The following is a 23618-nucleotide window of genomic DNA, read 5'->3' on the forward strand; positions in this document are numbered from 1 at the left end:
AGGAGAGATGGTCATTGATACTCCTGCCTTCATGATGTTCTTAGGTTCATAGTTGTTCCAGTATATTACTTCTTGGCCTTACCCTTCTTCGCACGCTTTGGCGGCTTGGCGGATTTGGACAACTCAATCATGGTCTCTTTGGTCAATTCTTTGAGAGCCTCTTCGTTTTGCTTCATCTCCTTGGGCAATTGAAAATTGAGATCCCCGATCTTGCCATAGAAACCATAACGGCCTGTAAAAACCCCTAGCGGTTTCCCTTCATGTTCTCCGAAGCTGACTACAGGCTCCTGAGAGGATCCGTTCTTAGCACCACCCCTTGCCCCCTTGGCGGGTTTCGGCGCGGCCAACAAAGCCAAAGCTTCCTCTAGAGTTACACTGAAAATCTCCTCCTGAGTGGAAAGGGAACGGAATACTTTGTCACAACCGACATACGGGCCGTAGGGGCCTAAGTGAGCAATGACTGGTTTCTTGGACTCAGGGTGTTTCCCCAGTTCTCTTGGGAGGGAGAGGTATTTCAGAATTTCGTCACACGTCATTTCGGCAGCGTCTCTTCCTTTTGGAACACCAAGACGCTTTGGTTTTGGATTGTCTTCTGACTTCATCCCCAATTGGAAGTAAGGGCCGAATCTTCCTGTCAACAGATAGATGGGGAGCTTTGTCTTTGGATCTTCACAGATTGGTTTAGGTTCATCACTACCGTTCATCTTTAATTCCAACAGCTGTTTGATATCCTCTTCAGAAATAGTTCCCGGATATATATGTTGAGGGATAGAGACCGATGCGGTATTCTCACCATCATCGTCCTTCATTGCGATATAAGGCCCAAATTTTCCTATCAGCACTTGATAGGAATCGCTGATATGCGGTAATGCGATATTCTTGGCTTCGGAGGGACTGACCGCCTTCATCTTCCTGTCGATCTGCACCTTCAACCCCTCGTCCCCCTCATAGAAGGTCTTTAGGAAGTCGAGCTGATCGACCTTATTTTCCGCAATCCCATCGAGCAGATCTTCCATCTTGGAAGTGAATGCATAGTCTACAAAATGGGTAAAGTGATTCTCCAGGAATTGGACAACCGCAAATCCAATAAAAGTAGGAACCAAGGCAGAGCCATCTTTTTCCACATACGATTTCTCGAACAACTTATCGATAATAGTAGCATAGGTGGATGGTCGTCCTATTCCCTGTTTTTCGAGTTCCTGAACCAACGTAGCTTCGGTATAACGGGCAGGAGGTTTTGTTTCATGTCCTACCGGTTCGATTGCTAACGCTTGAAGCAAGTTTCCGACAACGAGGTGGGGTAACAGTCTCTCTGAATCCTCTAAAGCTGCCTCGGGATCATCTTTTCCCTCCACATAGACCCGAATGAATCCAGGGAAAACAATCCTATTTCCCGTTGCGGAAAATTGTGCATCGTCCACACCGATTTTGACCGAAGTGGAAGCTTTTATAGCCTCTGCCATCTGACTTGCCAACGTTCTCTTCCAAATGAGCTCATATAGGGCTCTCTCAAGTCCATGTAAACCACTTTTATCGGGGTGGACGAAAACCTCGCCGGCAGGGCGGATCGCTTCATGGGCTTCTTGTGCTGAGGAACTCTTGGTAGCATATTGTCGTGGAGAAGGCGAAAGGTAATCCAAACCATATAATGATCCTGCGGCATCTCTGGCACCCTTTATCCCCTCCTGACTCAAAGAGGGAGAGTCGGTTCGCATATAGGTAATGAGTCCGCTTTCATAGAGCTTTTGGGCTATCCGCATGGTATCTTTTGCACTCAATCGCAATTTCCTGGACCCCTCCTGTTGGAGAGTGGAAGTAATAAATGGAGGAGCTGGACGTTGCTTTTTCTCCTTCTCTTCAACAGAGAGCACTTGCCAAGATTTATCCTGCAACCGCGAAACCAAATCTTTAGCCATACCCTCATCGAGAAGCAACACCTTCTTATGGGGTGCTAATTCTCCTGTTTCGGCAAGGAAATCCTTTCCATTGGCAATACGTCTGCCACTGATCGATTCTAATTTGGCTTCAAACTGTTGGCTGGAGTCCTCATCTTCTCTATGAAGATTGGCTTTGATATCCCAATAGGAGGCAGTCTTGAATTTTAGTCTCTGTCTCTCGCGTTCAACAACCATTCGCAAACCTGGAGACTGAACCCTTCCAGCCGAGAGTTTTCGTTGGGAAAGTTTTTTCCAGAGAACAGGGGATATAGAATATCCGAACAACCGATCTAGAATCCGTCTGGCCTCTTGTGCATTCACGAGATCCATATCGAGCTTTCGACCATGCTCCATCGCGTGGGTGATCGCCCTCTTGGTTATTTCATGAAATACCATTCTCCGATAGGGAACCTTCGGCTTGAGAAGTTCCAACAAGTGCCATGAGATACTCTCACCTTCACGGTCTTCATCAGTAGCAAGCAACAACTCGCTGCTGGTTGCAAGCTCGCTTTTTATAGATTTAATGATTTTATCCTTACCCTTGGCAACCACATATTTCGGGGTATAGCCGTTTTCCACATCGATTGACATGTCGTCCACCGGAAGATCACGAACATGCCCATTGCATGCTATAACCGTACAGTGTTCGGGTAGGAATTTCTTAATAGTTCTTGCTTTAGTGGGAGACTCAACTACGATGAGCGTCTTGCCATCCGTGTTCTGTTTATTCGCCATGGATATGTCCTTATCGAGCGCCGCCAGCAAAACGGAGTGCGACCACGCAGGAACTACAGTTATAGGAAGTGTAAGGGGTTTTGTCAACGACGATTGACAGCCACTCCTATTGCGGCCACAATGGCGGCATGAAACAGAATGCAGCCAAATACTTCATAGGCCTGATTATCGTGGTGGTCGGAATCGGCATCATATTGAAGGCCGCCGGTATAGAGTTCACTCTCTTTTTCGAGGGTTGGTGGACCCTTCCCATCATCATTGTAGCTATTGTATCCATGAGCAGTGGAGGAATCGGTCCGGGCAACTTTGCGCTGCTGCTCATAGGCAGCTGGTTGTTAGCTAACCAACGTAATTGGATACCCCAGTGGTTCAATGGTGCCTATGTTATCGGCGCTGCAGTGATAGGATTTGGACTCCTCTTCATATTCAATCCCCGCAAAGAAGAACAAACACCTCAAGAGCAATCTGATAGACCACGGCAATCTCATCAAAGGGAAACGCCACGACAGCGCAGTACTACACGTGCCCAGCGTGACACAGACAGTCTTCCCAGCTATACCGCCATCTTCTCTGGCCAGGATATCCGTAATTCAACGGAAAACCTCGATGGTTCGACACTCTTCGCCCTCTTCGGTGGTTTGAGTGTCGACTTCCGGGATGCACGCATAGACCACGATATCATTATTGACGCTTCGGCTGTTTTTGGGGGAATCGATCTTATGTTCCCCTCCAATGTACGCGTTATCACCAAAGCCACCCCGCTATTTGGCGGTGTGGATAATAAGAGCAGGCCTCCGCGATCGTTGGAGGCTCCCACGGTCACCGTGCGCTGTCTTGCAGCATTCGGTGGTATTGATATCACCTAATATGCAGAAACACTTTACTATACGTCTCATAGCATGTTCTCCCCAACAGTCCCCCATGGCTTATCCATTGGGAGCGCTTTGTATCCAGACGGCTCTTGTTTCGCATGAGATGCTTAAAGACTCGATTGAGGTAGAACTTTCCCATTTCATTTCCGACCAGGACGATCCCATTGAAGCAGCAGAACACACTGCCCAATATGATATCGACCTTCTTGGTCTCTCCCTCTACCTCTACAATAGGGACTGGTTCAATGAGTTTCTTGCTCACCTACGTAAGCTAAAACCCCATATAACGATTTTCGCCGGTGGTCCGGAGACCATGGCGGACCCCAAGATCCTCCTCGATTCTGGGATCGATATCCTTGTTTTGGGTGAGGGCGAAGAGACCGTGTGCGATATGGTCCAACAACTCATGAGAGGAGAAAACGTAGAGGGACGGGGAATCCAGACCTCAATAGCCGATATTCCTATTCCCAGATATCCTTCGAACTTAGCTGTATTGCCCTCCCCCCTTCTCACGGGAGTCGCAAACGTGGATTCCTATGAAGGAGTCCTCTGGGAGATGACTCGCGGTTGTCCCTACCACTGCGCCTTCTGTTTCGAATCACGGGGAAACCGATCGGTCAGGACCTATCCGATAGAGCGGTTGCAAGCGGAGTTGGAACTTTTGGTAGAGCATGATGTAAAACATGTATTCGTACTCGATCCGACCTTCAATATGAAACGTGAAAGAACAATCCAGTTATTGACTTTGATTAGGGATACAGCGTCCGCAGATATGCATTTTACGTTTGAAATCAGAGCCGAACTGCTTGATGAAGCTACCGCTGCCCTATTCGGACAATTCCATTGTTCACTCCAAATCGGATTACAAAGCAGTAATCCTACGGTATTGGAGTCGATAGGTCGGAATTTCAATCCAACGTTGTTCGCTGAAAAGATATCTCTTTTAAATGCCCATGGGGTGGTATTCGGACTCGATCTGATCATAGGGCTGCCCGGAGATACTTTGGACTCATTCCGAAAGAGTTTGGATTTCGCGATTTCCTGTAAACCGAGTAATCTCGACATATTCCTGCTTGCCCTCCTCCCCGGAACCCAGCTTGCACAAGATGCTGGGATGCTCCAACTCTCCCATCTGGTCGAGAGCCCCTACCTATTGCAACACAGTCCAACGATGGACGAGAAGGACATTGCCGAGGCCTTGCGGCTCAAGGAAGCTTGTGACCTGTTCTATACGAAAGGAAGGGCAGTCATGTGGATACATGCCGCCTGTAAGGCTATAGGGATGTCGCCATCGCAGTGGCTGTACCATTTCGCCGATTTTCTCGATACTTGTGAAAATCCGGATGAGGAAGATATCTTCTCCATCCAGGATACATTCGTGAGAAGACAATTCGGCGAACAAGGTTTGGAACACCTGCTGCCAGCCATGCTCAGTTACATGGAATTGCATCAGGGAATCGCCCATTTGCAAGATAGCGGGGAAGACCCGATGGTCTACCTCTCCTATCCACCCGATGATCTGGCACTTTTGGATTCGATGGAGCTTTCTCGATTCATCGATACCCATGTCCCGTTCGAAGAGGAGATACCCCATTGGGTATTCATGGAAGATGATGTCCTCTACATAGAACCGATGCAGGGGTGAAGGTTTGGGTTGCTAGAGCTCGATCCGGTGGATTATAGTAGGCGAAAGAGGTGCCCTGAAATGATGTGCAAACGTATACGGCTGATGTTTCTGATCGGATTGGTGATGACTATGGCTTTGTTGGGCGGTTGTGTGATGCAACAAGGATTGAGCATGTCCAATAGTCGCTCCGGTTGGGCAACTACAGACCTCTATGTCTACGACTTTTTCCTCACAGTACTGGAAGATTTCGAACCTTTCACCCCGGAAGAACGAGAAATATCGATCATGGATGCAAGTGTTGAGGATTTTGTTACCCAGTTGCATGGTACGAACAGCGCAACGAATATCGCATCCTCAAAAATTGGCGACAATGGTTATTTTATCGACTTCACCTATTCCAGCCTGGAAGACTTACTCAGTGATTTGAACAAAAGGGAACCGCAAAGTATTGTCACGGTACGAACGAAGGGTAAGGATACCACGCTCCGATTCTATCTCGATTTAGAAAATTATCCCCAACTGACTAGGATAATCCCATTCTTAGCCGATGAAAATTTTGAGACGTTCGGGCCTCTATACAATGAGGGAATGAGTGAGGCCGAGTATCTCGATATGATCAGTTACATCTTGGGAGAAGATGGACCACCATCGATCACCAATAGTGTGATCTCCTTGCGGCTTACCACTCCCTCGAGCATCAAATCCCAAAACGGAGGGATACGTGAAAGCTCGAATTCCATCCGCTTCGACATACCCCTGATCGAGTTCCTTCTCTTGGCAGAGCCCATTGAATTCAGTGCTACCTGGTAGTGGGAGATTCTAGAGATTGAACCTGAAGTGCATGATATCGCCATCACGTACTTCGTACTCTTTTCCCTCAATTCTCAATTTTCCAGCCTCTTTCACCTTTTGCTCGCTGCCATAGGTAAACAGGTCTTCACAGTGGTAGACCTCGGCTTTGATGAATCCCTTCTCGAAATCGGTGTGAATTACTCCAGCTGCCTGTGGCGCCTTGTCTCCGCTATGGAAGGTCCATGCACGGTCTTCATCACTTCCAGCGGTGAAGAAGGTCCTAAGCCCGAGAGTCTGGTACCCAGTATGGATGAGTTGGTTGAGCCCCGACTCCTCCAATCCCACGGCCTCTAGGAACTCTGCCCGATCTTCTGGGGTGTCCAATGCTGCGATCTCGGCCTCTATCTTTCCGCATATCACAACGGTCTGTGCACCTTCTTCGCTCGCGATTTTCCTTACGATATCAACATAGGAATTCTCACTATCTATGCTCTCTTCATCGACATTGCATACATAGATCATAGGTTTGAGTGTAATGAGATGCAAATCGTAAATAAGTTTCAATTGCTCGTCATCCAGTCCAAGGCTTCTTGCTGCGACTCCATTTCCCAACGACTCTCGAAGTTTCTCCAGTATGGGTAATATTGCAGCTGCCTGTTTGGCAGTCTCTTTGTCCAGACGGGTCATCTTTGAGACTTTCTGGTACCGCTTGTCAACGGTTTCCAAGTCTGCCAAAGCCAGTTCGATATTGATTGTCTCTATATCACTAGCTGGGTCGATACGGTTCGCGACGTGAACGATATCGGGATTTTCGAAACAACGAACGACATGAACCAAAACACCTACTTCACGAATCGATGCCAGAAAACGGTTCCCCAAGCCCTCTCCTTTCGAAGCTCCGGCCACCAAACCTGCGATATCGACAAATTCCACAGTAGCAGGAACTACCTTTTTTGTTGGAATGAGTTCGACGATTCTGTCCAGACGTTTATCGGGAACACTGACCATTCCGACATTCGGATCAATGGTACAGAACGGATAATTAGCTGCTTCGGCGGGTGCCGAAGAGAGTGCTGAGAAAATGGTGGATTTACCGACGTTCGGCAATCCTACGATACCGCAATTAAGACCCATGGGAACCCCTTGTTAGCTTGTAATGCGCGCTGAGTATAGCATATAATGATCACGAAGGTCACTGTCTTGTACAGCACCCCAAGGAGTCTTTCCATTACTGAAAACAAATTCATTACCATTGATAGTCCTCAGACTAAAGCGTATCTCGTGGTACTTCGCCCCCAGGGAGAAGAGAACCGACGATCGGAAGCCCGTCTCGATGAGCTGCAGAGCTTGGTCAAGACGATGGGTGCCGATATCGTAGGATCGTTGGTTATCCCATTGAGAAATACTAATTCTGCGACACTGATAGGATCGGGAAAAGTCGCAGAACTGCAAGTATTGGTAGAAGAAGCACAGGCAGATTGTGTGGTATTCGAACAAGACCTCCCGCCAAGGGTGCAACGGAATCTGGAACAGGCATTTGAAATCGCCGTAATTGACCGGCAAGAGGTTATCCTTCAGATTTTCAGTGACCGTGCTGCCACGAAGGAAGCTGTTCTCCAAGTCGCATTGGCGAGGCAGGAATACTCTCTTCCCCGGCTCACGCGGAAATGGACCCATCTCTCGCGTCAGCGCGGTGGTATGAAAGGTACTCGTGGGGAAGGTGAGACTCAGTTGGAGATTGACCGCCGTATCGTCATGAACCGTATAGCACAACTCAAGCGTGAACTACAAAAGGTTGAAGGGCAGAGAAGTATCCAACGCAAGAGTCGCTCGGAAGGGACGATCCCTACTGCTGCGATAGTCGGGTACACCAATGCGGGGAAATCCTCACTACTCAATTTGATCTCAAGAAGCGATGTCTTGGTGGAGAATAAACTTTTCGCCACGTTGGACCCGACTACGCGTAAGATTCCATTACCTCGAGGTGGAGAACTACTGGTCTCTGATACAGTGGGATTCGTCAGCAACCTACCCCACCAATTAGTAGATGCATTCAAATCCACCCTTGAGGAGGCCAAGTATGCCGACTTCATCATCCATGTCGTAGATGCCTCGCACCCCGATATGCTCCAGTGCTATGAGACGACTATGGAAGTTTTGGCATCCTTGGGTTGTGAAGGAAAGCCCATGGTGATCTTCATCAATAAGATGGATGCCCAGAATGATGAATTTTCGGTTGCCAAGATCATAGCCGACCATCCTGGAACCATCACGGGCTCTGTGAAGGAAAATGAAGGTATCGGCGAATTGCTGCTTTCGGTTGAACGCTTAGCCCATATCGCCCATCCGGAGTATGCCTTTACGATCCCCCATTCAAGGGGGGATCTAGTTGCTATGATCCGCAACAATGGTACGGTACTCCATATCGATTATGTGGATGAGGGAGTGAAGATCCGCGCCCGTATTCCCCGTTTCCTCGAAAAGAACCTGGTACCGTATATCAGTGATGGTACTGGGGAAATCCTCGAATAGGGCTTCCACGGGAGGTTCCATGCTTCGATTATGTGAAAATCGGGATATTATTTGATGGAATTTTTCCTTCTCCAGATATTCCCCAGAATTCCGATATAGACCAGTTGGATTATTGCCTGGATGATTTCTGGTTTGGAATACCATCCGACAAGGACATTAAGCGGTATTCCAATTACACCTGTTTTATGATCCAGTACTGTACCACCAAGATTATAGAGTTTTGCATATATCGCAGCATCGGCACTGAGCATACCAATCGACTGCAAAGCCGAAAGCAATTCATGGATGGCATAACCAAATAAATAGCCTGCCTGGAGAATCAAATAGACCAGGGTGATCCGAAAAATCAATCCAATATCGACTCGAACCAGTGATTTGTAGATGAGTAAAGCTAGAATCGCTGCCACGAGTATTCCTGAGATGGTTCCTGTAAGATAGATGACCTTGTCTTCGGCAGTGAATGCAAATAGTGCAATCTCGGCTCCCTCACGAGCTACTGCTACAGTAGCCAAGAGAAATAGTCCTCTCGCTGAAAGGTTTGCATCAACCGAATCACGTACATCCTGCACGAGCGACTTGCCATGTTGGATCATCCAGTAGATGAAGTAGGTAATGAAGAGCACTGCTACAAGTGAAGCCCCCGCCTCCCACAACTTACCAACCGCATCACTCCCACTCGCAACGGTTAGAGCTAACAACCAGAGCAAGATACCAAAGACCACCGAGATTCCAAGTCCCGTGAACATGCCTCTCGTCACAGAACCATGCAATTCCTTCTTCCCAAGTTTGTTAAGATACTCGAGGATGAGAGTCACTATAAGAAAGGCTTCAAGTCCTTCACGTAGCCCCACAATAAAGCCGGGTATGATTTGCGCCATAAAAACTCCTAATTAGTACTATTTCAGGGTTGATATATCATATACTAGAAAGTTTGTCTAGGCTAACTCTATGAAAACAAAAAAATCACGGCAGAAAATGCATCCACCGTGACCGATTGTCTCCCGAATGGGATAGTCTGTCAGACTACTCGAAGTACCAGAGTCCGCCGATTGCTCCACTGAATCCAACTCCAACTGCAGGAATGATCTTGATAACCGGACCAAGTTTCAGGAAAGCTTCGATGGGCAACTCCTCAAAGAAATAAGAAACTCCCACGGGTACTGCTGCAGACAATGAAAAGGAGTCATCTCCAGCCACACCAATGGCACCGGTGATACCAGCATTGACGTAGAATGGAACACCTTCAATATCAAACTCCAACCAATCATACTGTGCACCGACTTCAAGATCTATAAGTGTGTTGCCGCTCAAATTCCAACCAAGAGTACCTACCAATCTAAAATCGTCCATTCCATACTTAAACGCAACACCATTGCTTGGATATCCGAGACTTATTCCAACACCAACTCCATTGGTCTTGGAGTAACTTGCCGCAGTCAACGGAAGTGCAATCACAAGCACGAGAGCAATTACCAATAATACTTTCTTCATACGTTTTTTCTCCTTTGGGAACGTATCCCTGAGTAAGTTTCTAAGTGCATAATACTGCAATTATGCTAATGAATCCACATCAATTATGGATTAAACCAATTTATGCTTTAAAAGTTACACACAGGACATGATTATCTGGACACTTAACCAAGATTCGTCAATCTGATATGCTTCTGTGCAACCTAGGGAGGAGTCGTATGGAAAGTACACATAACACAAGGCAATTAACCGTAAGAGGTGTGATCATCGGCCTGCTCGGACTCTTGGTGATTACGAGCAGCTCACTTTATGTAGCCCTCAGGATGGGAGCATTGCCGTGGCCGACCGTATTCGTCACGGTCGTAAGCATGGCTATCCTACGGCGCTTCAAGAACTCTACCCTTCAAGAAATCAATGTCACACACACCATGATGAGCTCAGGAGCGATGGTCGCGGGAGGTCTCGCATTCACCCTTCCCGGGATTTGGATGCTCAATGCCGATGCGACAGTCTCACCGTTGAGTATTTTCATTATCACCCTTTCAGGTGCGTTACTGGGAACACTTTTCACCATTATTGCCCGTCAACGGTATATCGTTGAGGAGAAGCTCCCCTATCCCATGGGTCAAGCCGCCTACAACACATTGATAGCCAGCACGACAAAAGGAAAGGGAGCTCCTCTGTTGTTCACTTGTATGGCAGCGAGTGCACTCTTCACCATATTCAGGGATGGGATCCCTTTGATTCCCGCAGTAATGGTCCTTTTCGCAGGAAACGCGCTCATACCAGCCGTATCCATCTGGGTCTCTCCCATGGCAGCAGGTATTGGTGCGATAATTGGACCGGTGCTCTCATTAGTCTGGCTTGGCGGTGCAGTTTTCGGCTACCTCCTGCTCACTCCCATTGGAATCGCATCTGGACTTTTTGCCGATATGGCGGCAGCTGATCTATTCAGACAGAATCTCGGTATCGGACTCATGGTTGGTACGGGAATCGGTATTCTGGTAAAAACTGCCTGGCAGAAGATCAGACAGTTTAAAGATGGAGACAAAAAGCCTGCCAGCGGGATCTCGATTTTCGCTATTCCCCAGGGAAAGAGTCGTTGGGTAGCATTGTCTGTGGTAATTGGTGTATTGGTACTGCTCAGTGCAGGTACCGAGATCTCATTCCTACAAGCAGTCATTACCATCATCGGAATCTACCTCACCACACAATTGGCGGCAATGCTTACCGGACAGACGGGAATAAATCCCATGGAGATATTCGGCATCCTGGTCCTCCTGGCAATCCAGATCGTCTGGAACCCTTCGACCATAGCTGCGTTCTCCATCGCGGGGGTAACCGCAGTAGCCTGTGGTTTGACCGGTGATATGATGAATGACATGAAGTCGGGGCATCTGGTGGGAACGAGACCATCTTCACAAGTGATAGCAGAAGGTATCGGCGGAGTTATGGGATCAGCTGTAGCGGTTGTTGCCCTTTTCGTTCTCAAGGATTCCTTCGGAGGTTTCGGCTCCGAAATGCTCCCGGCTCCTCAGGCGCGTGCAGTAACGGCCATGGTAGGAGGTTTGGGTCATATTCCGGCATTCACTCTCGGTGCTATCGTCGGTATTGTCCTGTATGTGGTGAACATCCCTGCAGCAACGCTCGGTCTTGGTATTTATCTTCCCATCAGCATCTCCATGATCATGGGATTCGGTGCATTAGTGCTCATGGGAATAAAGAAGGTAATCGGAAAAGATCGCACTACTCAGACAACCGAAAAGACTAGTCTGGTCGCCAGTGGATTCCTCGGGGGAGAAGGTATCACCGGTGTACTACTGGCCATAATCGCCATGTTCGCATAGACTGTGTGAGCAAGGAGTCGATACAGATGGAAGAGTTGAAGAAAATGCCCAAGAGCCTCTATGGCATGAAGCCGAATGAAATTCTTGGAGCCTTAGGGTTATCGCGAGCCTACCAGGGCAAACAGGTCTACCAGTGGCTTGTACGGTGCGTCGCAGGTTTTGAAGAGATGACCGATCTACCCAAAGCATTACGTGAAGAATTCGCATCGGCCATGCCGTCTCTTACTTCCAGTAACGTGATCGATGAACAGACCGACTCCTCTGGAGCTACCAAACTTGGAATTGAGCTACACGATGGAGCGATCGTCGAGTGTGTCCTTCTTACCGATAAGGAGAATAGGAAGACAGCCTGTCTCTCGAGCCAAGTCGGTTGCGCCATGGGTTGTACCTTCTGCCGTACCGGAACTATGGGACTTATCCGAAATCTACAGGCATTCGAGATTATCGAACAGTTCGTACATCTACGGAGAATTGCCCCAGATACCTCACATATCGTTTTCATGGGAATGGGAGAGCCGATGGCAAACTTCGCTGAAGTCATCCAGGCTATCACATACCTACATGACCCGGACGGTTTCGATATCGGACTTCGTCGTATTACGATCAGTACCAGCGGTGTCATTCCCGGGATCCTCAAACTGGCTGAATTGAATCTTCCGGTGAAACTCGCTGTATCGCTTGTGACTGCCGATAACCGGCAACGGACAGAGATCATGCCGGTCAACAAAGCCTACCCGCTCGATGAACTCAAGAAAGCACTTCTGAGATACCAACATGTCGTGGGAAAACGCTTCACCTTGGAATATGTGATGCTCCATGACCAGAATACCGATGGACCATCGGCTAAGAAGCTCGCCAATTTCATTCGGGGTTTGGATGTTATGGTTAATCTCATTCCTTGGAACCCTGCAGCCGAACTACCTTGGGAGACTCCGGGTAGGAGAGAGATCGACAGCTTTACCAGGGAACTCGATCTTCTCGGAGTACCCTATACACGACGTTTCTCACGAGGGAGAGGTGTAAATGGTGCTTGTGGACAACTGGCGGTAGAACTGAAGGCTTGCGATACCAATTTGTGAGGTCTCCTATCAAACGGTTCACAATACAAGACTCCATACCCATACAATCACAAAAGGCCCTTATCCCATGGTACAGGCGGACTGTACGTGCTGTGGTAGTACATGAGGGGAAGCTCGTCTTTTCTTTTATGGCCAACAGGGACCAGTACGTCCTTCCCGGTGGGGGAATCGATCCTGGAGAGACCGTCCAAGCCTGTGCAGAACGCGAATGTCGTGAGGAGCTGGGGCTTGTGATTACTGCTAGTGCTCCAATCGCAATTGTGCGTGAGTTCTATAATGGGATACTCAGGTTCGAGAACCTGTATGTATCGGGTACATTGTCCAATAACCGTACCGTCACCGAACATACCGAGGAAGAGGATGGTTTAGGTATAACCGAGGCCTGGATTCCCTTGGACAAGGTCCAACAGACCCTTCTTGGGACAACTGCACACCTCATGGCACATGAACAACAGTTAGAGCATGTTCAAAGGGCAATTGGCAACTGCCATATGCGTGAACTCTTGGGAATTTCCGCTATCCTAGGTTGGGATTATGCACCTGCTATTGCTAGCAGATGCCAACCACATGCGATTTCAGTAGTCGTAGATTGACCTACGCTGCTATAAGAGGTAGTAGGCTCCCGCCGAACCAGAGAAACCGAGGGAAGTACCCCAGCCAAAATAGAGCTCCGGACCAGCCTTGACGAAAACTTTGAGTGGCATATTTTCCATGAAGAAAGACCACGTGACGGGAATTCCCAAACTAAAAACTGCCACAGGACCGATATCTATGGCAAATTGACCCCCCACACTCAAATACAAATCCATATCCCATGCCGACTGGACGAATGGATCGGGAAAGTTGTAGTCACCACCGAGTTTTATCTGGAAGTAATTTGTTCCATAGCGTAAATATCCCAACGATGCGTTTGCCGATGCTGCACCGAAATTGTATTCGGCGGCGGCTCCTATATGGAAGGGAAGACCTGTTATTCCTCCGACACCGATACCCTCACGCGGCTGGGCTGCAAATGCGGCTACAGACGACAACAATAGAAGAACAACTACCAAACATAAGACCTTTCTCATAGTACCCCCTGGAAACCGCAGTAAACGGCATTTTTTTCCTTTGTCACTATTTTCATGTTGGCATGACAAATTGTCAAGAAAAAATTACAACAGGTGCTAAATATTTATCTTTCTCACCAGAAAAACGCTTATTTATCGCAGAGTATGCAACAACCACCCCATTCAGGGGTGGCTGCAGAACATTTCTGACATACAAACTATGAATCGACTATTGGCCCAGACCCCTTTCGTAGATCTCCATTGCCCTATCGTAGTTCACTACTGCTGGAGAGGTATAGGTAACTGTGGCCTCGGCATCTCCAACACTCGTATGGACAGCCAAGCGGAGGGTGTGAAGCTTACTCGGTGTGAAATCGTTGGTCATGAATGTGATCTGATAATCGTACAAGTATGTGATTTCTGTTCCGATGTCGAGTAGGATTTCATCAAAATCAGATCCTGACGGATAATACTTTCCACCAGTCTCATCGGCAATCCTTTCGTATCCTGCAATTCCTGTCGGAGCTACAACATAACAATTGACATCGGAATCTATCAACTTGGCAATTTCTTCAGAAACCGTGTTGTAGACACCAGAATAGTAATCCAAAACATCTCCCGGTGATTCAGGGGTATGGAATCCGATATCAGTTATCAAAATAAATACTTTCGCAGCATCAATCCGATAACTAAATCCCATATCATTTTGGAATGAACCGGCAGGATTGCTCGTCAATTCGGTAGTTCCTGCACGGGCGTAGTCAAGGGCATCTATCTGATTCTCAGGACCATCTGCCCCACCAGTTGCAGTTAGCGTTGCAATCTTCGTCTTGAATGTGTCAATATCACTTGTTGGAGCCAACCGCTCATCGGTCCCCTTACGGATATCATCACCAAAGGTAACATATCCCACACGGTAATCAATATTTGAAGAAGCAAGTGTATCGGCAAAATCCTGTGCTTTTGCAACCATTGTATCAAGGTATGAATACATGCTGCCAGTCGTATCGATTACGAACACAATATCAGCTTGCTTCTCTCCTTCCGTAGCAACTTCTTTCGGTGGATTCACTTCAATAGGTCGAGCTTCACCGTTATCATCGATAACGTCGAAGAAGTCTGCTTGTACAAGCCCAGTGATTACCGTATCGGTATCTTTTATGCGTGGTGACGCGTAGAGTGTTATCGACGGGAAATTATCATACCCACGTAAGCCCGTTCCCACACCGGTAATCTCGAAATCGATCGTGTTTGTCGCTATATCCGGCGGAAGGACGAATCCTCCATCGAACAATGACTCCACTGTACTGGAGACAAGATCGCAACCGAATGAAGTAAGCACGATTGCGATCACCAAAATAAGAAGCAGAATCCTTTTATGTTTCATAGAACCTCCTCAGCCGCCATCATCCAGATGGTCTGGCTTCCAACACGATCCACCCCCTCCGGATGGACCATCGCTAAACCCAATTAACCATGCGGCAAGCTGTAGATCGAAGAAGTTCCCTTTACCGTATTGCCATCTTAATTATCATCCCAACAATACAATTTTACAACCTATTTATTTAATTTTATGTCATTTTTAAGCGGATAATTTAATAATTTATATTGTTATATCAAAAAATGACATGACAAGAAAAGAAGGCCAAACAATTAATATATATTTATTACTTTTGGCACCTAAATGCACCTTGTGTGCGAAACACGAACCACACAACAAAAAAATCCCCGGACTTTTTCATCCAGGGACTTATCTCAATACTTCTCGTTTCAGAGGTGAATGACTACCAGCTATTTTTCCAACACAGCCTTGATACGGCGGACACCGGCCGAAGAGGATTGCTCTTTCTTGATCCGGAAATGCCCCATGGTCCCGGTACGCTCCACATGGGGACCTCCACAGACCTCCTTGGAGAAGTCTCCGACACTATAGACTTTCACCTGCTCACCATATTTGCTCTCGAAGAAGGCGATCGCTCCTTGGGCTTTCGCCTCCTCAACCGTCATGGTCTCGAATGAGACAGGAAGATCACGCTTGATGACATCGTTCACCATGTCCTCTACTCGCTGTAATTCTTCCTTAGTCATAGGTGCATCATGGGTAAAGTCGAACCTGAGACGCTCAACAGTGATATTCGACCCCTTCTGTCCTACATGATCACCAAGTACGGTACGCAGAGCCTGGTGAAGCAGATGGGTCGCAGTGTGCAAGGCTGTAGTGAGCTCACTGTGGTCAGCCAGACCGCCCTTGAACTGCTGTTCGGCACCCGCACGAGAGATCTCCTGGTGCTTTTCGAACGCAGCATCGAAGCCCTTCTTATCGACAGTAAAACCATGCTCGGCAGCCAACTCCTCAGTCAATTCAATGGGAAATCCGTAGGTATCGTAGAGTTTGAAGGCAATCCTTCCATTGATCTCTCTACTTTTACCCTTCATGAGGTTGGGAAGCATCTTCTCGAATTCGTGCTCACCCTTTTGGAGGGTCGTGGAGAACTTCTCCTCTTCCAAGCCCAATTCGGTGATAATGAAATCGCGGTTTGCCTCGAGTTCAGGATACGCACCTTTATACATTCCTATAACCCCGACAGCCAAAGCTGAGAGGAATTTACCCTCAATGCCCAACTTCCGGCCATGTCGTACAGCCCTGCGAATCAGTCGTCGCAGGATATACCCTTGGCCGACATTCGAGGGCTTCACTCCCCGCTGGTCTCCAAGGATGAAGACACTGGTACGCACATGGTCGGCGATGATCCGTACCGACACATCCTTATCCTCATCATCTCCGTAGACGACTGTGCACAAATTCTCGATTTCGGCGATGGTTTGAGAGAACACTTCGGTCTCATAGACCGATTTCTTCCCCTGGAGGACGGCAATGGTCCTTTCGATACCCATACCGGTATCGACACATTTGCGTTCCAAAGGTACATAGTCTCCCTCGAGGGTCTTTCGGTAGCCCATAAAGACATCGTTCCATATCTCGAAGTATTTACCACAACTGCAGCCAGGACGGCAGTCTGGACCACACGAATCGCGTCCGGTGTCTATGAACATCTCGGTATCGGGACCACATGGACCGGCTTCTCCGGCCGGCCCCCACCAGTTATCCTTGCGGGGAAGGAAATAGATACGTTCATCGGGTATGCCTAAGCTGCGCCAGACAGCGGCCGACTCGTCATCCCTGGGAACAGCATCATCCCCTGCAAACACCGTCACCGAGAGCTTTTCCGGGTCGATATCCAACCACTTGGTGAGAAATTCGTAACTATAATGGATCGCCTCATCCTTGAAATAGTCACCTAATGACCAATTCCCCAACATCTCGAAGAAGGTGAGGTGATGAGGATCTCCCACAGCATCGATATCACCGGTTCGGATACACTTCTGGTAGTCAACCAGCCGTGTCCCAGCAGGATGTTCCTGTCCTAAGATGTACGGAACGAGAGGATGCATGCCGGCTGTGGTGAACAATACCGTCGGATCGTTCTCGGGAATCAGGGAAGCCCCTGATATCTGGGTATGGTCCTTGGACACAAAAAATTCTATGTATTTGTCGCGTAGTTCGTGTGCTTTCATAGGGTTGAATACTATGCAAGGAGCAACTCATTGTCAAGCCAAGTCGAATAGCGAAAGCTGGGTAGGAGCCGCTACTTTCGAAGGATCTTCTCCCCCTGCCCTAGGCCTCGCAAACAGGCGGGCGTGGATATATTCGGGTTGTTTTACGACCATCACCCCAGGCTTCAATGAGAGCCTTCGTGGCCAGAGCAGTGATCGGTTGTCCAACACATGTTGGAAAATGACGACGCGTCGCTGTTGTTCCAAAGCATATATTGCTTGCTTTACGGCTCCACCCCCATCGCGGTCCTCGACAACCACGCTGCCTACGGCTAGGGAACTCATCAGCCGGTTTCTCAGCAAAAAGTGCCATTTTTGGGTCTGTACGGCTGGAGAGAATCGGGTAATCACCAATCCGTGTTCTGCAATGACCTTCTGCAGATTCCGATGCTCAGGAGGGTATACGTCGATCAACGGAGTTCCCAAGACCGCCACGGTTGGTGTCTTAGTCGCCAAAGCAGAGATATGGGCAATACCGTCTATCCCCAAGGCCAGGCCAGAGACGATGACAACACCATGGGAACCTAACGTCTCCACGGTCTTCTTGGCATACTCCTTCCCTTCATTACTGGGATTACGAGTCCCGACTATACAGACACACTTTTCCCCCAGCAGCTCGACATTACCTCGCCCATAAAGAAAACGGGGAGAGTCCTGAACGTCGGCTGCGTGCTGTGGATAAAACCGATCGCCCCGCTTTATCACAAAATCTGTATGATCCAATCGGAAGAACCTTGATTTAACAAAGGAATGGGTATCCAACATCTCCCTTGTGTCGATACCGATAGCCTCAGAATAGGTGTTGGGATGCAACGTCATGGGGTCTTTCAGCGGTACGACTTCTCCAATTCGATCGAATAACGGCTCAACGAAAGACTGCGACCGTCTAGTACACGCCAGAAGAGTTTCAAAGTTGATGGCCTCTTGGATATTGCGTAACGTACGCTCCAGATTGTCCATGGAAATAGTGTATCCTTGTCAGTCATATGGAGCAAGTGGTCTATAGCCCAACTTACCGGCAAAGAGACAACAAAGGCGCACCGAGCGTGCGCCTTTTGGGGAATATATTGAAATCGGGGAATGCCCCGCTACTGCCCTTCGTGCCCGTGGGAACCGAGCTCGGACAAAAGATAAGCACCTACCGTTTTTTTGGATAAGTGCCTCTGTTTTTGCCGCCTCTCGGAATCGAACCGAGGACACAAGGATTTTCAGTCCTTTGCTCTACCAACTGAGCTAAAGCGGCGCAACGTCCACTTTTATACCCTTTAAAAATGGTAGTTGTCAACCCCTGTCCGGAACAATCCTGAACTTTGTCAGCGCAACCGTATGGAAATCTCTCCCGAGCTCAAGATCTGCTGCCTTCCATCGGACAGACGGACTACCAAAGAGCCATCATTTGCGATAGTGACTGCATCGGCTTCATAGCTTGAATCTCCTTGAATCACCTTCACCTGTCGGCCAAGAACGAGACTCCTATCCCGATACTCATTCATGATAGCAACATCCTGGACATGGGAAAACAGATTGAACAGATTTTCAAGCATGACAGCAGCCATCCGATTTCTGGGAACCTCAACCGGAGCGCCTGCAGGAAAGACTGCACCGGCAATTCCAGCCAAATCGGAAGGAAAACCTTCCTCAGGAACCGAGTGGTTCAACCCGATACCAACAATGACACTCTCGATCTTGCCGCTTTCGAATCCACTGATACCTTCGGTAAGTATGCCGCAGACCTTCAAGTCATCAAGGTAGATATCGTTTACCCATTTTATTTTCGCTTTTCTGTCGGACAACTGCTCAATCGTACGACATACAGCTACTGCTGCGGCACTCGTGATCCGTAAGGCAAGGGAGCTATCCATATCGGGTTTGAGGATGATACTCATATAGATTCCGCTTGATTCGGGTGAGTAGAATGAGCGCCCTAGCCGACCTCTACCACCGGACTGCCTCCCTGCGACAACCACGGTCCCTTGGGGAGCACCATCCATTGCCAACCGTTTTGCTTCCCGATTAGTAGAATCGATCTCATCGAAATAGTGGATATCCAAAACCAGCGATGGATCGAGTGCCATTTGTATTCCCTCGGCGGAAATTTTATCGCTATGCTGTGCCAACCGATACCCGACTCTCGTGGAGGCTTCGATCTCATATCCGTCCGAGCGTAGATCACTGATCGCCCTCCATACGGCAGCTCGCGTTATCTGCACATGGCGGGCTATCTCCTCTCCGGAGACGAAGGATCCCTTATGCTGTTCCAAAAGTGACAATACCTGCTGTCGTGAAGCCATATATCCACCTCCCCGCGCCTCTGTCTCTAGTGTACCCAATGACCACTTAATTGTAAACATGAAATCTAAAATGGTTTACAATAAGATGCCGATTATGATATAGCTACAGACGTGGAGGAATACATGGACCTACGACGTATCATCATCATTGCGCTCTTCTCAGCCCTCATGGTAGCAGGAGCCTATATTGCTATACCGGTTGGACCGGTGCCCATTACCCTTCAGACGATGTTCGTCCTCCTTGCCGGGATACTCGGGGGAAGACGTATCGGGGCAGCCTCGGTCGCCGTCTATCTTGCCTTGGGAGCCATCGGGCTTCCAGTATTCAGTGGTGGCGTTGGTGGATTCGGCCATTTCGCGGGTCCCACGGGAGGGTTCCTTCTCAGTTGGCTCATTGCGGCTCCCCTTGCAGGATTATGTACCGATATCGGATTCAGGAAAGCAAATCAAGACGACAAGGTAACCAAAGGTCAGCTCCTGTGGATCATCCTTGGAGCTACAGTAGCGACTATCGTACTCTATGCAATTGGTATTCCATACCTGAAGACGGTGCTCGACATTTCCTGGGGAAAGAGCTTGGCAATTGGCCTGATTCCATTCCTGCCGGGCGATTTGCTCAAACTTGTGGCTACCGTACTACTTGGGAACCTGTTTTCCCTCAGGGTGCGCCAATTCCTCACCAAAGCACCACAGGAGGAATCTTTTACCGATGAAACCGGCTCTTGACCTACACAACCTATCTTTCTCCATAGGAAAAGAACACCATATTCTCAAGGATATCACCTTCAGTATCGGAAAGGGGGAGTTCGTCGTACTCGGAGGACGTAATGGAACAGGGAAGAGTATGCTCATGCGTATCATTAAAGGCCTATTGCAGCCCTCCGGAGGAACGATTTTCATAGATGGTGTGGATCTCAGTCGCAAACCGAAAACCCGTAACCGTTCAGTAGGACTCGTATTTCAGGATGCCGATGCCCAAGTAGTTGGCCAGACTGTAGAACGCGATATACTCTTTGGTTTGGACAATCTAGGTATAACCGGTCAAGAGCGTTCGGCGAGGTTAGACGACACGGTTTCCCTTTTGGGACTCCAATCGGTCTTACACCAACGACCAAGAACCCTCTCTGGAGGAGAACGCCGGAGACTGGCGATAGCGGGGGTATTGGTTATGAAACCCCATGTATTAATGTTGGATGAACCGTTCGCTAACCTCGACTATCCTGGTATTGTGAGTGTTCTCGAATCCCTTGTTGCCCTAAAGGAACAGGGAATCACGATTTTGGTGGCAACACACGAGATAGAGAAGGTCCTTGCGCACGCCGATTCGTTGATGCTCTTGGATCAGGGAGTCATAGCCGCTCAAGGCAATCCAGCCATGGTTTTGGATGTTGTGGGCGATTATGGTATCCGTAGGCCACACTTCAAGGGCACTCCCATTGAGGTGGGGGAGCTCACATGGTTGAAGTAAATCTTTTCCATTACCACGACAGGAATACCTTTCTCCATAGGGCAAACCCCATAAGTAAAATTATCGCGATGCTGATGATATCTACCGCTTTGATCCGCACAACGTTGCTTCAGACATCGGTACTCAGTCTGTTTTTCATTATCATTGCTACTGCTATCCGTTTGCCTATTGGCAGGTATAGAAGGGAATTGCGGTTTTTCATACTCATGGCAACCATCATAGCCCTCGCAAGATGGAGCTCAGCAGAGCAATGGGACCAGATAGCGCTCTCTGTCATACGATTTGCTACCATCGTATCGATGGGAATGCTGTTTGCCGACACCAGCTCTCCCGACGATATTGCACGTTCTGTCGGCTCTCTCCTGGAAAGGATTCCGGGGGTAAAAGGATACCGGATCGGAGCTACATTGGAACTAACGGTTTCTACCATTCCCCTGCTCTTCGACGCATCGCTTCAAGTCTCGCAGGCAAGACGTGCTCGTGGTGAAGCGTATTGGCGTAATCCCATCCCGAAGATCGTATCGCTCGGGTCGACCGTATTTGCCCTCCTCTTGGAGCGGGCGGAGTATCTGGAAGCAGCCCTCACTGCCCGACTCTACAACCCCGATGCTGACAGAGGTTCATTCGGGTATCGTACTGTAGATGTGGTAATACTCGGTGTGACCTTCGCCCTCTTGGGCTTTCTATTCCTCGTTACTTGAGTGGTAGAATTGCCGTGGCGTGTGGGTCGAACACCATATCCAAGGATGAACCCAAGGCAAATACATGGTTACGGATCATATCTGCCCAATGCCAATCACTCTTTGTCTGGGGCAATAGTTCTGTTTGTATCAACTCCCCAACCGTAAGAGTGATCACTTTTCCCCTTTGCCTGAACATCTCGTCCGGCAGGAACAAAGACTCCAGACTGGTTTTGACGTGGAGATTCCTGCGCAGGGAGCTCAGTCGATAGAATCGTTTAGAGTTCTCGCCATCAATATGGATTGGTAGAATAGGCCTCCCACTACGTCGTGCCATCTTTACAAACGTAGGGTACCACTGGTAGTCGAACAACGTTCCATTGGAGAGTGGTCGTGAACAATAGCCCGCAGGAAATACGATAATAGGAATATCTGTAGCAAAGTCACGTTTGAAGGCTGCACAGGATTGGCGTTTCTTGGGGTTCGGAATTGGCGTGAGCACTGGTGCTAAAGGTTTCAAGGCTGTCAAAACCTCCTTGGCAACCATACGGACATCGTTGGTCACGTTACCCACTACCTCCATGAGAACCAATGATTCGGGTCCCCCTAGGGGGTGGTTTGCAACGATGATAGGACGCTTATCGAGCGATGACACAAGACGATCTTTGCCATGGATCACCGGTGACAGTTGGAAAAGCTCGTTCACTGAACGAATAAAGGTAAGCGGGTCATCTCCAAAGTGCTTCTCCAATAGATCATTGATCTCCTGAAGGTGTAACAACCGTTCTAAGGACATGAGTAACCAACGGGGAACGAATTTTGCAATAGTGCCCTTGTGTTCCTGCAGGAGAGCTCTCAGTTCTATCCGCCGAAATGGCACTGGTGGTGAAGGGTTCAACGGCTCCATGGGCAATACTATACCATACCGAATAGAGCGGATGTCATAAAAAACTCTTGATGGAGAGTCTCTCCACTTGCTATAGTCAATGTTATGACAATTGTCCAATTAAAACAGCATACCAGAGAAGCGATGCGTACCCGACTTGGAGGTATCCCCGCTACGATGCGAAAAGAGTACTCTACGGCAATCGTGAATAGAATTCTCTCGCTAGCTAGCTTCGAGATGGCCACCATAGTCATGGGATTCGTGCCGTTAGCCACAGAGCCTGATCTCTCTGTGTTGTATGACAGGGCATTGGAGATGGGTAAAACTGTGGCGTTGCCCCGTTGCATTGAAACATCAACCATGGAATTCTACCGTATGCCCACTGATTGGCGAGACCATATCATCATGAACAAGTTTCATGTAGGAGAGCCCGACTCGAACTGTACATCGATCGTCACCCCTTCCAAAGATGAACGAATACTCGTATTGGTACCTGCCCTAGCTTACACTCCCCACAGAAGGCGTCTAGGCCGAGGTGGTGGATTCTATGACCAGTATCTGTCAAGACTAAAATCTAGTGGAACCTATGTAGGTGTTTGTTTTTCTGTGCAAATCGAGTCGAAACTCCCGACTGAAGAGCATGACCTATCGGTCAATTTGGTCGTAACTGAGACAGCACTTTACTAGAAGTTAATGCATGATTTGCAAGCAAGCTTTCGTTTGCAGCACTCGCTTCAT

The 23618-nt window shown here is 48.5% G+C and carries 21 protein-coding genes and 1 tRNA gene; 11 read left to right on the plus strand and 11 right to left on the minus strand.

All coding sequences use genetic code 11. The features are described from left to right. Window positions 1-65: 65 nt before the first annotated feature. The gene (topA, locus tag ACODJP_RS02390) at window positions 66-2672 is read right to left on the minus strand and encodes a type I DNA topoisomerase (RefSeq protein WP_422478082.1); all 2607 of its coding nucleotides are present in this window, start codon (window positions 2670-2672) and stop codon (window positions 66-68) included. A 128-nt stretch (window positions 2673-2800) separates the two neighbouring features. Here topA and ACODJP_RS02395 point away from each other — a divergent pair, with 128 nt between their 5' ends. From ACODJP_RS02395 to ACODJP_RS02405, 3 genes are read left to right on the plus strand one after another with little or no spacing between them, the layout of a single operon-like run. Further along, window positions 2801-3538, plus strand: coding sequence for a LiaF transmembrane domain-containing protein (locus ACODJP_RS02395; RefSeq protein ID WP_422478084.1), 738 nt, complete (start codon window positions 2801-2803; stop codon window positions 3536-3538). A gap of 55 nt (window positions 3539-3593) precedes the next feature. Next, window positions 3594-5189, plus strand: coding sequence for a B12-binding domain-containing radical SAM protein (locus tag ACODJP_RS02400; protein WP_422478086.1), 1596 nt, complete (start codon window positions 3594-3596; stop codon window positions 5187-5189). A gap of 60 nt (window positions 5190-5249) precedes the next feature. After that, window positions 5250-5981, plus strand: a complete 732-nt coding sequence (locus ACODJP_RS02405) for a hypothetical protein (protein ID WP_422478088.1) — start codon at window positions 5250-5252, stop codon at window positions 5979-5981. Window positions 5982-5990: 9 nt separating this feature from the next. Here the strand turns inward: ACODJP_RS02405 and ychF are convergent, their stop codons facing one another. Further along, on the minus strand, window positions 5991-7097 hold the full coding sequence (gene ychF, locus ACODJP_RS02410) for a redox-regulated ATPase YchF (RefSeq protein ID WP_422478090.1): 1107 nt from the start codon (window positions 7095-7097) through the stop codon (window positions 5991-5993). Window positions 7098-7142: 45 nt separating this feature from the next. Here ychF and hflX point away from each other — a divergent pair, with 45 nt between their 5' ends. Further along, a complete protein-coding gene (hflX, locus tag ACODJP_RS02415) occupies window positions 7143-8495 on the plus strand; it encodes a GTPase HflX (RefSeq protein ID WP_422478092.1) in 1353 nt (450 codons plus the stop codon). Window positions 8496-8542: 47 nt separating this feature from the next. Here the strand turns inward: hflX and ACODJP_RS02420 are convergent, their stop codons facing one another. Continuing rightward, entirely contained in the window at window positions 8543-9373 is an 831-nt protein-coding gene (locus ACODJP_RS02420) for an FTR1 family iron permease (protein ID WP_422478094.1), read from the minus strand. 145 nt (window positions 9374-9518) lie between these two features. Then, a complete protein-coding gene (locus ACODJP_RS02425) occupies window positions 9519-9986 on the minus strand; it encodes a hypothetical protein (RefSeq protein ID WP_422478096.1) in 468 nt (155 codons plus the stop codon). 197 nt (window positions 9987-10183) lie between these two features. Here ACODJP_RS02425 and ACODJP_RS02430 point away from each other — a divergent pair, with 197 nt between their 5' ends. Genes ACODJP_RS02430 through ACODJP_RS02440 form a run of 3 tightly spaced genes read left to right on the plus strand, consistent with a single transcriptional unit; the run spans window position 10184 to window position 13484 of the window. Next, entirely contained in the window at window positions 10184-11812 is a 1629-nt protein-coding gene (locus ACODJP_RS02430; protein ID WP_422478098.1) for an OPT/YSL family transporter, read from the plus strand. Window positions 11813-11838: 26 nt separating this feature from the next. Then, window positions 11839-12891: a 23S rRNA (adenine(2503)-C(2))-methyltransferase RlmN gene (gene rlmN, locus ACODJP_RS02435; protein ID WP_422478100.1), complete on the plus strand. Its 1053-nt coding sequence runs from the start codon at window positions 11839-11841 to the stop codon at window positions 12889-12891. Continuing rightward, window positions 12888-13484 (plus strand): NUDIX domain-containing protein, encoded by a 597-nt coding sequence (locus ACODJP_RS02440; RefSeq protein WP_422478839.1) that lies wholly within the window; start codon window positions 12888-12890, stop codon window positions 13482-13484. The genes rlmN and ACODJP_RS02440 overlap by 4 nt, the downstream gene beginning before the upstream one ends. A 9-nt stretch (window positions 13485-13493) precedes the next feature. On the opposite strand, the gene ACODJP_RS02445 is transcribed toward ACODJP_RS02440, so the two are convergent. The 6 genes from ACODJP_RS02445 to ACODJP_RS02470 all read right to left on the minus strand — a co-directional run bounded on the left by ACODJP_RS02445 (window position 13494) and on the right by ACODJP_RS02470 (window position 19846). Further along, window positions 13494-13961: a hypothetical protein gene (locus tag ACODJP_RS02445; protein WP_422478102.1), complete on the minus strand. Its 468-nt coding sequence runs from the start codon at window positions 13959-13961 to the stop codon at window positions 13494-13496. Between the two features lie 208 nt (window positions 13962-14169). Further along, window positions 14170-15327, minus strand: coding sequence for a vWA domain-containing protein (locus ACODJP_RS02450; RefSeq protein ID WP_422478104.1), 1158 nt, complete (start codon window positions 15325-15327; stop codon window positions 14170-14172). Between the two features lie 404 nt (window positions 15328-15731). Further along, window positions 15732-17516: an alanine--tRNA ligase gene (locus ACODJP_RS02455; protein ID WP_422478106.1), complete on the minus strand. Its 1785-nt coding sequence runs from the start codon at window positions 17514-17516 to the stop codon at window positions 15732-15734. Window positions 17517-17549: 33 nt separating this feature from the next. Further along, window positions 17550-18515 (minus strand): DNA-processing protein DprA, encoded by a 966-nt coding sequence (locus ACODJP_RS02460; RefSeq protein WP_422478108.1) that lies wholly within the window; start codon window positions 18513-18515, stop codon window positions 17550-17552. Between the two features lie 210 nt (window positions 18516-18725). Next, window positions 18726-18798 (minus strand) — tRNA-Phe (locus tag ACODJP_RS02465). Between the two features lie 70 nt (window positions 18799-18868). Next, window positions 18869-19846, minus strand: coding sequence for a biotin--[acetyl-CoA-carboxylase] ligase (locus tag ACODJP_RS02470; protein ID WP_422478110.1), 978 nt, complete (start codon window positions 19844-19846; stop codon window positions 18869-18871). Window positions 19847-19969: 123 nt separating this feature from the next. Here ACODJP_RS02470 and ACODJP_RS02475 point away from each other — a divergent pair, with 123 nt between their 5' ends. From ACODJP_RS02475 to ACODJP_RS02485, 3 genes are read left to right on the plus strand one after another with little or no spacing between them, the layout of a single operon-like run. Further along, a complete protein-coding gene (locus tag ACODJP_RS02475) occupies window positions 19970-20572 on the plus strand; it encodes a biotin transporter BioY (protein ID WP_422478112.1) in 603 nt (200 codons plus the stop codon). Then, window positions 20556-21314, plus strand: a complete 759-nt coding sequence (locus ACODJP_RS02480; protein WP_422478114.1) for an energy-coupling factor ABC transporter ATP-binding protein — start codon at window positions 20556-20558, stop codon at window positions 21312-21314. The genes ACODJP_RS02475 and ACODJP_RS02480 overlap by 17 nt, the downstream gene beginning before the upstream one ends. Further along, window positions 21302-22015, plus strand: a complete 714-nt coding sequence (locus tag ACODJP_RS02485; protein WP_422478116.1) for an energy-coupling factor transporter transmembrane component T family protein — start codon at window positions 21302-21304, stop codon at window positions 22013-22015. Before ACODJP_RS02480 ends, ACODJP_RS02485 begins: the two co-directional genes overlap by 13 nt. Here the strand turns inward: ACODJP_RS02485 and ACODJP_RS02490 are convergent. Then, window positions 22008-22901, minus strand: coding sequence for a hypothetical protein (locus tag ACODJP_RS02490; RefSeq protein WP_422478118.1), 894 nt, complete (start codon window positions 22899-22901; stop codon window positions 22008-22010). The two genes, ACODJP_RS02485 and ACODJP_RS02490, sit on opposite strands and share 8 nt — an antisense overlap. Before the next feature lie 84 nt (window positions 22902-22985). Between ACODJP_RS02490 and ACODJP_RS02495 the strand changes: the two genes are divergently transcribed. Then, on the plus strand, window positions 22986-23567 hold the full coding sequence (locus ACODJP_RS02495; protein ID WP_422478120.1) for a 5-formyltetrahydrofolate cyclo-ligase: 582 nt from the start codon (window positions 22986-22988) through the stop codon (window positions 23565-23567). Window positions 23568-23618: the final 51 nt, after the last annotated feature.

The sequence above is a fragment of the Pleomorphochaeta sp. DL1XJH-081 genome (assembly GCF_049310885.1).
In the GTDB taxonomy this organism is placed as follows: Bacteria; Spirochaetota; Spirochaetia; order Sphaerochaetales; family Sphaerochaetaceae; genus CAYZJV01.

Excerpts from the sequence above, each read along its gene's own strand:
- topA (WP_422478082.1), bottom strand. The coding sequence starts at position 2,672 with ATGGCGAATAAACAGAACACGGATGGCAAGACGCTCATCGTAGTTGAG.
- ACODJP_RS02395 (WP_422478084.1), top strand. The coding sequence starts at position 2,801 with ATGAAACAGAATGCAGCCAAATACTTCATAGGCCTGATTATCGTGGTG.
- ACODJP_RS02400 (WP_422478086.1), top strand. The coding sequence starts at position 3,594 with ATGGCTTATCCATTGGGAGCGCTTTGTATCCAGACGGCTCTTGTTTCG.
- ACODJP_RS02405 (WP_422478088.1), top strand. The coding sequence starts at position 5,250 with ATGATGTGCAAACGTATACGGCTGATGTTTCTGATCGGATTGGTGATG.
- ychF (WP_422478090.1), bottom strand. The coding sequence starts at position 7,097 with ATGGGTCTTAATTGCGGTATCGTAGGATTGCCGAACGTCGGTAAATCC.
- hflX (WP_422478092.1), top strand. The coding sequence starts at position 7,143 with ATGATCACGAAGGTCACTGTCTTGTACAGCACCCCAAGGAGTCTTTCC.
- ACODJP_RS02420 (WP_422478094.1), bottom strand. The coding sequence starts at position 9,373 with ATGGCGCAAATCATACCCGGCTTTATTGTGGGGCTACGTGAAGGACTT.
- ACODJP_RS02425 (WP_422478096.1), bottom strand. The coding sequence starts at position 9,986 with ATGAAGAAAGTATTATTGGTAATTGCTCTCGTGCTTGTGATTGCACTT.
- ACODJP_RS02430 (WP_422478098.1), top strand. The coding sequence starts at position 10,184 with ATGGAAAGTACACATAACACAAGGCAATTAACCGTAAGAGGTGTGATC.
- rlmN (WP_422478100.1), top strand. The coding sequence starts at position 11,839 with ATGGAAGAGTTGAAGAAAATGCCCAAGAGCCTCTATGGCATGAAGCCG.
- ACODJP_RS02445 (WP_422478102.1), bottom strand. The coding sequence starts at position 13,961 with ATGAGAAAGGTCTTATGTTTGGTAGTTGTTCTTCTATTGTTGTCGTCT.
- ACODJP_RS02450 (WP_422478104.1), bottom strand. The coding sequence starts at position 15,327 with ATGAAACATAAAAGGATTCTGCTTCTTATTTTGGTGATCGCAATCGTG.
- ACODJP_RS02455 (WP_422478106.1), bottom strand. The coding sequence starts at position 17,516 with ATGAAAGCACACGAACTACGCGACAAATACATAGAATTTTTTGTGTCC.
- ACODJP_RS02460 (WP_422478108.1), bottom strand. The coding sequence starts at position 18,515 with ATGGACAATCTGGAGCGTACGTTACGCAATATCCAAGAGGCCATCAAC.
- ACODJP_RS02470 (WP_422478110.1), bottom strand. The coding sequence starts at position 19,846 with ATGGCTTCACGACAGCAGGTATTGTCACTTTTGGAACAGCATAAGGGA.
- ACODJP_RS02475 (WP_422478112.1), top strand. The coding sequence starts at position 19,970 with ATGGACCTACGACGTATCATCATCATTGCGCTCTTCTCAGCCCTCATG.
- ACODJP_RS02480 (WP_422478114.1), top strand. The coding sequence starts at position 20,556 with ATGAAACCGGCTCTTGACCTACACAACCTATCTTTCTCCATAGGAAAA.
- ACODJP_RS02485 (WP_422478116.1), top strand. The coding sequence starts at position 21,302 with ATGGTTGAAGTAAATCTTTTCCATTACCACGACAGGAATACCTTTCTC.
- ACODJP_RS02490 (WP_422478118.1), bottom strand. The coding sequence starts at position 22,901 with ATGGAGCCGTTGAACCCTTCACCACCAGTGCCATTTCGGCGGATAGAA.
- ACODJP_RS02495 (WP_422478120.1), top strand. The coding sequence starts at position 22,986 with ATGACAATTGTCCAATTAAAACAGCATACCAGAGAAGCGATGCGTACC.